Source organism: Salinivibrio sp. EAGSL, from assembly GCF_013366455.1.
GTDB lineage: Bacteria > Pseudomonadota > Gammaproteobacteria > Enterobacterales > Vibrionaceae > Salinivibrio > Salinivibrio costicola.
Genome location: NZ_JABWMG010000013.1, coordinates 36,182 through 48,765, shown reverse-complemented (window position 1 = coordinate 48,765; position 12,584 = coordinate 36,182). Strand labels below are relative to the sequence as shown.

Annotated in this window: 12 protein-coding genes; 6 read left to right on the top strand and 6 right to left on the bottom strand. The window is 48.5% G+C overall.

The window, feature by feature from the left end; genetic code table 11:
• Positions 1–118 precede the first annotated feature (118 nt).
• The 4 genes from HLG76_RS09590 (at position 119) to rlmM (ending at position 3,242) form a co-directional block, all read left to right on the top strand.
• The gene (locus tag HLG76_RS09590; protein WP_021022025.1) at positions 119–1,024 is read left to right on the top strand and encodes a transcriptional regulator GcvA; all 906 of its coding nucleotides are present in this window, start codon (positions 119–121) and stop codon (positions 1,022–1,024) included.
• Complete coding sequence (locus tag HLG76_RS09585; RefSeq protein ID WP_077677270.1) at positions 1,021–1,659, top strand: alpha/beta family hydrolase; 639 nt, start codon at positions 1,021–1,023, stop codon at positions 1,657–1,659. The genes HLG76_RS09590 and HLG76_RS09585 overlap by 4 nt, the downstream gene beginning before the upstream one ends.
• Complete coding sequence (locus tag HLG76_RS09580; RefSeq protein WP_077459744.1) at positions 1,656–2,054, top strand: DUF423 domain-containing protein; 399 nt, start codon at positions 1,656–1,658, stop codon at positions 2,052–2,054. Before HLG76_RS09585 ends, HLG76_RS09580 begins: the two co-directional genes overlap by 4 nt.
• A gap of 102 nt (positions 2,055–2,156) precedes the next feature.
• Positions 2,157–3,242, top strand: coding sequence for a 23S rRNA (cytidine(2498)-2'-O)-methyltransferase RlmM (rlmM, locus tag HLG76_RS09575; RefSeq protein WP_077669424.1), 1,086 nt, complete (start codon positions 2,157–2,159; stop codon positions 3,240–3,242).
• On the opposite strand, the gene xni is transcribed toward rlmM, so the two are convergent.
• From xni to queF, 5 genes are all read right to left on the bottom strand, one after another.
• On the bottom strand, positions 3,239–4,009 hold the full coding sequence (xni, locus tag HLG76_RS09570; RefSeq protein WP_077576811.1) for a flap endonuclease Xni: 771 nt from the start codon (positions 4,007–4,009) through the stop codon (positions 3,239–3,241). The genes rlmM and xni overlap by 4 nt on opposite strands.
• A gap of 80 nt (positions 4,010–4,089) precedes the next feature.
• Positions 4,090–5,451, bottom strand: coding sequence for a nucleotide 5'-monophosphate nucleosidase PpnN (ppnN, locus tag HLG76_RS09565; RefSeq protein ID WP_077576812.1), 1,362 nt, complete (start codon positions 5,449–5,451; stop codon positions 4,090–4,092).
• 120 nt (positions 5,452–5,571) lie between these two features.
• Positions 5,572–7,131, bottom strand: coding sequence for a diguanylate cyclase (locus HLG76_RS09560; RefSeq protein WP_175993542.1), 1,560 nt, complete (start codon positions 7,129–7,131; stop codon positions 5,572–5,574).
• A gap of 76 nt (positions 7,132–7,207) precedes the next feature.
• The gene (locus tag HLG76_RS09555) at positions 7,208–9,613 is read right to left on the bottom strand and encodes a hypothetical protein (protein WP_077678747.1); all 2,406 of its coding nucleotides are present in this window, start codon (positions 9,611–9,613) and stop codon (positions 7,208–7,210) included.
• A gap of 58 nt (positions 9,614–9,671) precedes the next feature.
• Complete coding sequence (gene queF, locus HLG76_RS09550) at positions 9,672–10,520, bottom strand: NADPH-dependent 7-cyano-7-deazaguanine reductase QueF (RefSeq protein ID WP_021022017.1); 849 nt, start codon at positions 10,518–10,520, stop codon at positions 9,672–9,674.
• A 63-nt stretch (positions 10,521–10,583) separates the two neighbouring features.
• Here queF and syd point away from each other — a divergent pair, with 63 nt between their 5' ends.
• Both syd and HLG76_RS09540 read left to right on the top strand, forming a co-directional pair.
• Positions 10,584–11,132 carry a SecY-interacting protein gene (syd, locus tag HLG76_RS09545; RefSeq protein WP_021022016.1) on the top strand — a complete coding sequence of 183 codons (549 nt, stop codon included), beginning with the start codon at positions 10,584–10,586 and terminating at the stop codon, positions 11,130–11,132.
• Positions 11,129–11,908 carry a Zn-ribbon-containing protein gene (locus tag HLG76_RS09540; RefSeq protein WP_077459739.1) on the top strand — a complete coding sequence of 260 codons (780 nt, stop codon included), beginning with the start codon at positions 11,129–11,131 and terminating at the stop codon, positions 11,906–11,908. Before syd ends, HLG76_RS09540 begins: the two co-directional genes overlap by 4 nt.
• Before the next feature lie 350 nt (positions 11,909–12,258).
• On the opposite strand, the gene HLG76_RS09535 is transcribed toward HLG76_RS09540, so the two are convergent.
• On the bottom strand, positions 12,259–12,492 hold the full coding sequence (locus tag HLG76_RS09535; protein ID WP_077459738.1) for a DUF2789 family protein: 234 nt from the start codon (positions 12,490–12,492) through the stop codon (positions 12,259–12,261).
• Positions 12,493–12,584: the final 92 nt, after the last annotated feature.

The following is a 12,584-nucleotide window of genomic DNA, read 5'->3' as shown; positions in this document are numbered from 1 at the left end:
TAAATAGAGAGACGTCACATGTGGATGCGGGATGCACTATAGGGTGTTGCTGGTATATCAGCAATCGACAATTTATAATGTCAACGATTAGAAAAATTAATGAATAGGGTGTCCGTTTATGGCAAGGCGTCTTCCTCCACTTAACGCGCTGCGCGTTTTTGAAGCAGCCGCACGACATTTGAGTTTTACCCGTGCAGCTGAAGAGCTCTTTGTGACTCAGGCGGCGGTGAGTCATCAAATCAAAGCGTTAGAAGAATTTTTGGGATTAAAGCTATTTCGTCGTCGTAACCGTTCTCTGTTGTTAACGGAAGAAGGTCAAAGCTACTTTCTTGATATTAAAGATATATTCTCGGAACTTTCTTATGCCACTGATAAAGTGTTAGAGCGAAGTGCCAAAGGGGCGCTGACCATTAGTTTGCCACCCAGTTTCGCGATTCAATGGTTAGTGCCGAGGCTCGCTGATTTTAATAAAGCGCATCCAGATATCGATGTTCGGATAAAAGCGGTTGATTTGGAGGATGGGTCATTAACCGATGATGTCGACGTAGCCATTTATTATGGCCGAGGCCATTGGACGGGTTTACGCTGTGACCTATTGTACCAAGAGTGCTTGTTGCCTGTTTGTTCTCCCATGTTGCTAGAGTCCGGTTATCCGCTCCAAGCGCCAGACGATCTCGTCCATCATGTTTTGTTGCATGATCGCTCACGCAAAGAATGGAAGGCGTTCGCAAAAGCCCATCAATTGAGTGAGGTGAACGTTGAGCACGGTCCTATTTTTAGTCATTCGTCGATGGTGCTTCAGGCAGCGGCCCACGGACAGGGCGTTGCATTAGGGAATAATGTGCTTTCCCAACCTGAACTGGCCTCTGGACGTTTGGTGCAACCTTTTGAGCAGGTGTTAAAAAGTGACAATGGTTTTTATCTGGTGAGTCAACAAAGAGACGCTGACACCGGGCGCATTACTGCGTTTCGAGAATGGATGCTAGCCACTGCAGCAAAAGAGCAAGCGAGTATGAATTTATGATAGATCTAGAATTTGATGGGCCTGATAGTGCCACTGATTGGGTGATTATTGCTCATGGTGCAGGCGCCGGCAAAGAGCATGAGTTTATGACAGATATCGCGACACGTATCGGGGTCGGTTGCCGTGTGGTGCGGTTTAATTTTCCCTATATGGAAAAGCGTCAGGAAGATGGCAAAAAGCGTCCGCCAGACCGTGCACCTAAGCTACTTGCACACTTTGAAGCTGTGATTGATGCCATCGATAGTTTACGCCCAAAAGAAAGTCGTTTATGGCTTGCCGGTAAATCGATGGGAGGACGTATGGCCAGCCACCTTACCGGCCATTCATCAGTCAGCGGGGTGGTGTGCTTTGGCTTTCCTTTTCACCCTCCAGGCAAGCCTGAAAAATATAAAGGCGAGCATTTAGCGACCGTGACCAAACCGTTGCTCATTGTGCAAGGGGAGCGTGATACCTTTGGTCGGAAAGAAGAAGTGATGGGGTATTCATACTCATCAAGTATTGATATTGAGTTCGTTCCTGATGGCGATCATAGTTTCAAGCCGCGCAAAGCGTCAGGTTACACTGAGTCGGACAATCGGCAGTTTGCGGTCGACTGTCTACTGCGTTTTATTGAGCGCCAAGGAGCGAAAGCATGAAATTAAACCACTGGATCAGCCTAGCTGCTTTAGGCGCAGGACTGGCTGTCGGGCTAGGTGCCTTTGCAGCACATGGTTTGAAAATGGTTTTGTCCGATTATCAATTAGCTATTTTTAAAACCGGCGTTAACTATCAGATGTGGCATAGTTTAGCCTTGCTTGGACTGTGTGCACTTTCTTCACGGATCTCCACGCGGTTATTCAGCTGGGTCGCTTGGGCTTGGTTAGTTGGTATGATCGGCTTTAGCGGTAGCTTATACCTGCTTGCTCTCACGGAGATGCATTGGCTAGGACCGGTAACACCAGTTGGCGGCGTGAGCTTTTTAATCGGCTGGGGAGGGCTCGCTGTGGGCGCATGGCGTACAAACGTTTCTCTCTCTCATCCATCGCGTTAAAAGCGGCTATCTGCATTTCTTTCTTGTCGAGATGACAGATATAATGCGCAGCTTATTTTTATCATCACATAGCGTGATCCTATCGTCGAACCAGAGGGTGTTATGAACCAGGTTTTGCTTTACTGCCGTGCAGGATTTGAAAAAGACTGCGCCGCAGAAATCCAACAAAAAACCACCGAAATGGGCGTGTATGGGTTTCCGCGCGTGATAAATAACAGCGCGTATGTTGTGTTTGAGTGCTACCAAGAAGATGACGCTGAGCGCGTTGTGCGTGATTTATCGTTGGACTCGCTGATCTTTGCGCGCCAAATGATTGCTGTGACCGCCGCCTTGTCGAATCTTGACCCTGATGATCGTATCTCCCCGATTTTGGCGGTAGCGAGCGATCTGCCTAAAGGTGGCGATCTACGGGTGGAGACACCGGATAACGATGAGGCTAAAGCCTTATTGAAGTTTTGCCGTAAGTTTACCGTGCCACTACGCCAAGCCTTGCGCAAACAAGGCGTCATGTTAGCCAAAGATAACCCCAAAAAACCGGTGATTCACTTATGCTTTACCGCACCGGGTACTTGCTTGGTGGGCTACTCGCTGACGACCAATAACTCACCTCATTATATGGGCCTACCACGGATGAAATTTCCGTCTGATGCGCCAAGCCGTTCGACATTAAAACTGGAAGAGGCCTTTCATCATTTTATACCCAAGGATGAGTGGGATACGCGTTTAGCGCCTGGCATGTGGGCGGTCGATTTAGGTGCATGCCCCGGGGGCTGGACCTATCAATTGGTAAAACGCTCGATGTTTGTCCATGCGGTAGATAATGGGGCTATGGCTGAAAGCCTGATGGAGACAGGACAAGTGTTTCATCATGCCGAAGATGGGTTTAAATTTGAGCCGACGCGCAAGAATGTGACCTGGTTAGTGTGCGACATGATTGAAAAACCATCGCGAGTGGCGCGGTTGATGGGAGAGTGGTTAATTGAAGGTTGGGCCCAAGAGGCTATTTTTAACTTGAAACTGCCGATGAGCCGACGTTATGAGCAGGTGTCAGAAAACTTGCAAACCCTAGGTGCATTTTTGGCTGACTACAATGTGCCGTATGAAATGCGCGCGAAACACCTTTATCACGATCGTGAAGAAATCACCGTGCACTTGCGCCGTGTGAAACGCCAGCAACGTGGCGGCTAACGTTCAAAGCGGATATCTTGCAGGTTAAAACCGAGTGGGATATCCGTTTTTAATTGGGCTACCTTTTTACAACGTTGGGCTAAATCCTGGTGCCCAGCGAGCTTTTTTTGCCATTTTTGTTCGACATCGCTCGCGGCGAAAATAGCGTCAAGCGTCTCGTACCGCTCAAGCAGCGTTGCCGCCGTTTTTGCACCAATACCGGGGACGCCGCTCACTTCGCTACTGCTGATCCCGGCCAGCCCCCAAAAATCGCACAGCTGCTCAGGACGCACACCGAACTGAGCGTCAACAAACGCTAAATCGAGCCACCGGTGTTGGAAGTAATCACGAATGCTTAACGTGGGTTGTAATAGCTGGCAGTAGCCTTTATCGGTAGAAACAATCGTGACGTGCTCATGACGCGCTGCCACTTTTAATGCCAAGGTAGCAATCATGTCGTCGGCTTCATCGCCTTGTGACAGTAACGCATCGACCCCTCTTTGCCAAAATGCTTCTTGGATCGTGTCTAAGCCTTGTTCTAGTGCCACAGGCATGGGCTTACGGTTTTGTTTATAGGTGGGAAGTATCTCGGCCCGCCAACCTCGATCAGGGCCAATATGATCAAACACGGCAACAATATGGCTAGGCTGGCTATGATTGATGATTTTATCCAAGGTTTTGATGCAGGATTGAGCAGTCGCATCGATCGATTCTTGATCCGGCTGGGCAGCGTGGACTCGGCGAATAAGATTCATCGCATCAATAATAACAACATGGAGCCTAGACATAATAAAAACCGGGGGTGCGTTTTATAAATGCCGCATTATACCCGGTTTTTGTTTAGGACGCAGGGCGTTAAAAGTCGTGCCTAAGTCTCGGAAACAATTTCATAGCAAGGCACATACGCAGTGCCAGGTAGCTTCATGCGTTGTTGTTCAACGAAACTTTGCAAAAGTTTATCCATTTTGGCCATCAAATACTTGTCGCCATCAATTTTAAATGGGCCATGGCGTTCAATATTACGCATCCCCTCATCTTTGACGTTACCTGCAACGATGCCTGAAAAAGCCTGGCGCAGTGAAGACGCGAGAAGCTCTGGGCGTTGATTCATGTGTAAGTTGAGGTTTGCCATATTTTCATGCGTGGGCGCGAAGGGATGCTGAAAGCCGGACTCAATTTTTAATGACCAGTTATACGAGTAGGCGTCACCCGTTGCTTTGCGGTGCTCTTTGACGGCGGGCATGGCATTTTTCATCAAACGCGCGGCTTTGGCCGGATCATCAATCACAATTTCGTAGTATTGTGTGGCTGCTTCACCGAGTACATCACGAATAAAATTATCAATATCACGAAAATAGGCCTCGCTCTCTTTGGGCCCAGTGAGTACGATCGGCAGTGGCTGCGCGTGATTATCGGGGTGCATCATGATCCCGAGAATATAAAGTAACTCCTCGGCGGTACCGGCGCCACCAGGAAAAATAATGATACCGTGGGCGATACGAACAAACGCTTCTAAACGCTTCTCGATATCGGGCATGATCACTAATTCGTTCACCATTGGATTGGGCGGCTCGGCGGCAATAATAGATGGCTCAGTCAGGCCGATAAAACGGCTGTCATAAGTACGTTGTTTCGCATGACCGATGGCCGCGCCTTTCATAGGCCCTTCCATCGCACCTGGCCCGCAACCGGTGCAGATATCCAGCTCTCTCAGCCCTAACTCATGGCCCACTTCGCGGGTGTATTGGTATTCGATATCATTGATGGAGTGACCGCCCCAGCATACAACCAGGTTAGGATCGACATGGGGACGCAGTGCTTTGGCGTTGCGTAAGATACCGAATATCAAATTGGTAATATGTGGCGAGCTGTCTAGGTTTAGCGCCGGGCTGTGCTCGAGCTGCACATTGACATGAATGATATCTCTTAGCACAGAAAACATGTGCTCTTGAATGCCACGAATGATTTTACCATCGACGAAGGCATGCTCAGGTGGATTAACCAACTCGAGTTTGATCCCACGCTCTCGACGAAGCACTCGGATTTCGAAGTTTTCATGCTTTTCTAGCAGCGCTTTGGAGCTATCTGTATGACTACCAGAATTTAAAACAGCCAATGAGCAGTTTCGGTATAAACGGTATAAATCACTGCTGGCGCTGGTTTTTAAACGATCAACCTCAATTTGAGAAAGCAGATCCATCGTTCCTATGGGGCTAATGTGTGTGATCATAACGACAACCTCTTACGGACCGCCCCTCTTGAAAAGCCAAGTAGGGAAGATAGCACGGTGCTATAAAAATCAGTGTGTTAATTAAAAATACACACGCCAGCCACAATTGACCAGTAATAATTAACACCAAATAATTTGGTTGCGGCCACTGTTTTTGGCTTGATACAACGCTTGGTCTGCTCGTTCTAGAACGGGGGTTGGCGTATCTTGATCGCTAAAGAGGGTAGCACCAATCGATACGGTGATCGCGACGCGTTCGTTCTTGAATTTTAACGGCAGCTTGCGGATGGTATGGCTGATAGTGGCTAGGATTTCTGTGCGAGTATCATCGTTGGCATCGGGCAATAAGATCACAAACTCTTCACCACCAAACCGAGCAATAAAATCGGTATCACGCAAACATTGATAAATCGTACGCGCGACGATTTTCAAGGCTTTATCACCGACTTCATACCCAAACTGTTGGTTAACTTGCTTGAAGTGATCAATGTCAATCACCGCGAGGCAAAACGGCCGTTGGTACTTCTTCCATAAGCGGAATTCATGTTCGAGGCGATCATTGAGCGCGGCGCGATTGTAAACACGGGTCAGTGGATCCAGTAAACGCTTGCGTTCTTGGTCGCCAACATGACGGCGTTGATCCATCGTGTGTTCAGCCAGTGTACTCAACTGGGTTTGATTGTGGCTCAGTTGCTCTTCGAGTGCGCGCTCTCGCGTTTTGAGGGCCTCGTTCTCTTTTGCTATGGCGTTCAGCGCGTCGAGTGCACGTGTTAGTGCGGCCTCAGGATTGGACTCTGGCGTGCCTTTTAGGCCAAGTTCTTTTTCAATGTCAGTAATGGTGTGAGCTAGGCGCTGATCAACGCTTTGATGTGCCACCCGCAATTGCGTGGCGTGATCAAAAGCGCGCGTATTTTGCTGACTGATTGCAACCAGATCATCATTCACTTGGGCGAGAAACTGTTGTGATGCCTGACGCTCGGCTTGCGTGGCATCTAAAATCAGCCGAAGGGCGGACAGAGTGAGTGAGACGACAGTCGCTGGCGCGACATCGGTCAATAATTGGCGACGAATATCAAGCAACTGACTGCCAGCTTGACCATCAATATCGAGCTCGGTAATCAGGTTTTGTAGCTCATCTGCGACGCGACGAATTTGGTCTTTATCGAGCTCTATTTGCGCGTGTTGAGCGCGAGGGCGTGTGACTTGCAAGGTCACAGCCCGCTCGTAGAGCTGAAGTAGTCGGATCAAATGCTGCGTTCGTTCAGTATCACTGTTCGCCGATTTTGCTAGCAACTCGCGTAAATCTCGCTTGAGTTGAGCAGGCAGGCCGATAACACGTTGTAGCGTTTCACCACTGGTATGAAACTGCTCTTCGAGATGGGACTGTGCTTTTTTTTGTGTCATGTCTTGATGACTCACCATGCGTTCAATAACAGCTAAACGCGGAAGCAACGCGCTAACATCCTGCGCTGAGTATAATATGTCACGGAAGTCGGTTAGTTTTTGATCTACCGCGGTGTTTTTGCCTGTGCATGTCGCAATCAATCGCGATGCTAAGCGTTTGAGCGTATGGATCTCTCGACGCGACTTCAAAGCCAGCTCTCGATATGCTGAAGGCGCATGATGATGATCCGCCTGAGCGGTCTGTGCCGACAACGGTGATGGAGTTGACTTAGTCATTTGGTCGAAAAAACACCTAATTACATTCGCGATTCAGCATCACAGGTAGTGAGAATGCACCACCCATGGACGTTAGCTATACCGACTTATTGCTATCGTCATCAATAAAAGATGTTCGCTTTTTATCAGATTCGTGATCCTTCTGCCAGTCCATGAGGCCATTTGATGATGTTTTAACCTTTACTAGCCCAGACTCAATCCCTTTTAGACAGGCTTGGCGAAGGTTGGTATTGACGAAACTCGCCGCCGGCGCCGTATTAATCGCACTAAAGTGGACCCAATGACTTTCTTCACTTTGTTGAGCCAGTGCGCTTGCTTGATGTGTGGCGGTGAGCAAGATCTCTATCAGCTCCTGATCGTTGATCGAGGTATATGCGCGTGGCAAAAAGGGATACTCTGCTAAGCCAATGGCGACGTGTGGCGTTAAACGCGCTAGATGTTGAGGAGCAGCATCAATGGATGTGTGGTCATCAAGTAATTGGTCTGATGTGTCGACAGTAGCGTCCTTAGCGGGCGCTTCGTGGACGGTATTTTGGTATTGGGTGACAAAATCCTCTATCAATGTTTGTACAAATTGTGCGAGTGCTTCAGGTTTGGTGTTTTCGTCCCAGTTTGTCTCTATATAGATAAACAGGGTGTCAGCAAAATGGTACAGACGCCCAGATTGTGTCACACGTTCAGACAGATACTCACCGAGCTGGCGTTCTATGTCTTGAGCACGTTGGTAACCATGCAACAAAAACAATTCTTTGAGAAAAACCACGTCGAACATGGCGAAGCGTAGCCGATCACTGAGCGGTTGGTGAATCATGTCGTTGAGGTACCATTGCTCAAAATTGGCATTACTTTTTTCAAGCGAACGCGGCAATTTGGCATTAAGCATACGTAAGTTTCTCAGCCCAGTGCGAGGGTGAGTGTAGAAGTCATCACGTAACTGCTCGAGCTCGGTTTGGCGTAACACTGCGGCGCGGTGGCGTAGATAGACAATGGCAATTAGGACACCCAGGCTGCCCAATAGAAAGTAATTGACTTTTTGTAGGTGCAACTGCTCTTGATGCGCCGTATCGAGCTGACGCTGTAATTCATCCATTTGTAACTGGCGTTCAACCACACGCTGCTGTTGCTTAAAGGTATCTGCTTGTTGCTGTTGCTTTGATTGAGCCTGTGTTGCTCGTAATTGCTCATATTCTCGCTGCATAGCGAGTGCAACTTGATATCGTTCCTGCGCTTCGAAAGCGTTTGATAATGCCTGATAGGCGTGGGTCATGGTGGTGATATCGTTTTCAGCCTCGGCGCGCTCAAGCGCGGTCTTGATTTCCTTTTCTGCTTGTTTGGGTTGCTCAAGCGCTAAATGTATTCGGCCTTGTAACAGCATGGCCTGAGTTGTCAGTGGCGAGTTTGGCAAACTCCCCACGAGTCGCAATGCATCCTGAATATAGCGATCACTGAGAGGAAAGTGTTTTAGCTCAAAGTAGGTGCGGGCGATGGCTAAGTGTATATCGGCGAGCGGTTGAGTTCGGCCAAGAGACTGCTCAACTTCGAGCGCATTAAAATAATGCACGAGTGCAAAATTATACCGAGATTGTTGCTCGTATAAGCTAGCTAATAAGCGCTGAGACGCTGAGAGTCGTCGGCTGAGTGAGAAGTGTTCGAAAAATGCCGCGGCTTGATTCGCATGCTCGAGTGCTTGCTCGAGTACACCTTGTTGAAAATAAAGTCGAGCAAGTTCCATATTGGCGTTCGCGATCAATGCGGTATATTCATTTTCACTGGCGATCCAAAAAGCGCTTAGCAGTTCAGTTAAGGCACTTTCGTGCTGTTCTTGTGCCAGCAAAAAACGTCCAAATGAGAGTTGAAACTCGACTTTGTCGCGAAGATCTTGTGGATCATTACTCAGCTGGCTGCGTGCATTTTCATACGCCACTAATGCCGATTCGTTATCTGATGTTTCAGCCAGTATGTTGGCGCGTAGTAAGGCACTACGAAAGCGAAGCTCTGGCCCATTGAGACTATTTTCCGGCAAGGCACTCATCGCCGTTTGTACTGCATCTAACTTTGCCAGTGCGCCTTGTTCATCATGGTCTAAGTGCCAAATGAGCGTCGCTTCAGTCAGAACGACTTGCACGTGAGTATGTTTTAAATCGTACTCTTCAACGACCTGATACGCTTTTTGGAGCGCGGCTTTGGACTCAAGTGGCTGCTCCAAATGAGCATAAGCACGGGCGCTAATTAAATACGCATAAACCGTGTGCAACGGCGTCCGAATCGATCGATCGGTGTCATTGTTGACGTGTGAACGATTAGCCCCTGTCGTTAATCGTCGTTGGGCCAGGAATCGGTTGCTGATTTCTAAGGATTGGATGGGGGATGTATCCAATAATTTTTCGGCATCGGTCAAAACGGGCGAGGAGTGGATAGAAGCGAACGCCGCCATCGACGTCAACCAAAAAAGCAGGCCTACAAGTAGTGGGCTGATGCGCATGCGCCATCCTCTATGTATAAAAATGAAAGAAAGGCTGCCGATAAGCAGCCCCGTTTTGTTATTGTCGTGCTAACCGGTTATTTTCACTCGGGGTTTTGCCCATATTGGTACGATAGGGGTTTATGTCTAAACCGCCGCGGCGAGTATAGCGGGCATAGACGGTCAATTTTTCAGGCTGACAAAAGCGCATAATATCCATAAAAATGCGCTCAACGCACTGCTCGTGAAATTCGTTATGCTCGCGGAATGAAACCAGGTAACGAAGCAATTTCTCGCGGTTTATTTTCTTGCCCTTATAAGCAATTCTCACTGAGCCCCAATCGGGCTGGTGAGTGATTAAGCAATTCGATTTGAGCAAATGACTATGAAGGGTTTCGGACACAATGGCACCTTGCGCGGCGTCTTCTAGCCATTCAGGTTGGAAACGATAGTCATCAATACTGATATCTTGATGATCCAAGCACTCGCCTGATAGTCCCGCAATCACTTCCCCTTCTAGTTCACTGAGGGGCGATAAGGTGACGTCCACAGCTTCACCGGCACAAGCGGAAAGGTCGGTTTGCAGTGCATTCGCCACTTGCTGCCAGCTATCGAATCGGGTTTGGTTAAAACTATTGAGGTATAACTTGAACGATTTCGATTCCACTAGGTTTGGGCTGGATGCGGGTAATCGTACCTCGCCGATCGCAACTTGAGGTAAACCGTTCTTGTTTAACCAGGATAGTTCATAGAGCGTCCAGGTATCATAGCCAGTGAAAGGAAGCGACGCCTGATCGAGGCCGATAGCTTGGCGGTTTAATTCGCGCGGGACCGCACGCAGCTGTGACGGATCATATTCAGTTGGGTAATCAGTGTGTTGACCTAGCGATAGTTTGGCTAGGGCATCGGCATCTTGATAATTGCTCATACGGATCTGCTATTGATTCAAGTAGAATGGGTAAAGTTTACTGAATCTTGCTATAGGTTGCGAATGGAGAACACATTACATCGCGCCCTTTGGGCGCTAGCACAGAATTATGTTACCGCATGGCAGCATCAATATCAGAGTTTACCGTGCTCGGATGAGTATATCGGGCTCTCATCGCCTTGTATGGTCAGTGACAATGCGCATCAAGTACAGTGGCAGCCAGTTAAGCGTGAAACCGCCGCGGACTTTACCAATGTTGAGAAGGGAATATCGCTGCGTTTACACAGTGATATAAAAGATTTTTATAATGGCTTCTATTGCGCCGATTTACCGGTTCGGTTTGCGGGGGAGTCGATCTGTTTGGTGCAAGTTTGGAGCGATGACGATCTCGCACGCTTACAAGAAAATATTTTGGGGCATTTAATGATGCAACGTCAGCGTAAATTGACCCCGACTGTTTTCATTGCCACCACGGATGACGAAATGACGATCATTTCAATTGATAATATGAGCGGCGAAGTGGTGAAAGAAGGATTGAATACTGGCACTCGCGACGTGATAGCCAAAGATGCCGAAGCGTTTGTGACGGCGTTGGAGGTTGATGCTATATGATCCTGACAGAGCTGACGTTTGAGTGTTTCGATAACACCACAGTAGATGCCGTCGATCGTAAGCTTAATGGTTTAATGGACGCGCTGCGATATAACGGTCAGGTGCTTGGACGCGAATTTCCTATTCTCATGCAAGACGGGCAATTTCAGCTCCGTGTGGTGTGTCCAGATGAAGATGCGTTACAACCTAAGTATCATAGTCCTCAAGTCAAACGCGCGTTGCAACAATTGGCTGATGCGTGTTTGACCCAGCCAAAAGTACGCCTTTTGGGGCGCGATCTCAATTCGGAGCAAGCGGCGCCTAATGCGTCACCAAGTTGGCAAGTGTTGTACACAACCTTTGTGCACACGTGCTCACCGCTGCGCTGCGGGGATACGTTGCTACCTATCCCTTTATACCGTTTACCAGCCACCTTTAATGGTGACCATAAGTCGGTCGTCAAATGGCAAACGGAATGGCAGGCCTGTGATGAACTACAAATGGCGGGCGCCAGTGATGCCGAATTTGCTGGGCTTAACGAGATACAAAGCCCCCATACTCGGCTATTTCAACGGGGATGGGATTTGCGCGGTCGGATTGAATACCTAACGGGGATCCCGACTTATTACTATCAATATCGCGTCGGTGGCAAAGACAAGGACAGTGAGTTAACACGCCCTTGTCCGAAATGCGGCGCAGCGTGGCGATTAGATACGCCACTGCACGATATTTTCTTATTTAAGTGTGAGGCTTGCCGTTTGGTCTCAAACCTGTCTTGGGACTTTAAACTAACTTGATTGCTTGATTGCTTGATTGCTTGATTGCTTGATTGTTGTATTACTGATTGTTCAACGTTGCTTCTAACCGGGCCAAACGCTCACTTAGCTGTGTAATGTGTTGCTCAAGTTGATCGATCCGCTCAGCATCAGACAGGGTGATCTCGGGGGCTGACATGGCAGGCAGGGACTGATTTTTTTGGCACTTTTGACGGCCTGAATGATCAGCGGCAATGGGACTTGTGTATCAAGTTGAGCTTTTATCTTTGCCACTGTCGCGCTTTGTCCTTTTGCGGCGAGCGCTTTTAACGCTCGCTCTAATGCTGCTTGATAGCTCATTTCATCTCCTTGGTTTAAAGTCAGCGGCAAGATTAGGGCTTTCTCAGTAATGCATCAAGCATATCAACTTGCTCAGCCCAGTCGGCATCCTCTTTTACGGCTTGCTCAATCAATGCCCGCTGCGCCGCGTTCCAAAAAGGAGCCTCCACCAGCGTTTGTCCGTCCACCAGACAGTGGCTGGATAAGAAGTGCTCAATCGCTGTGTGATCGCTGTCTAACCCGAGTTGCTCAAACAGATGTTGCAAATCATGCTGGAACGTTTCCATTGTCTCTCCTATCCTGTTGGTATGGGTCTATATTGACTATAGCAAGAATAAAAAGCGTAGACCTTTCCCCACCGTTGATGACTCAATCCTAC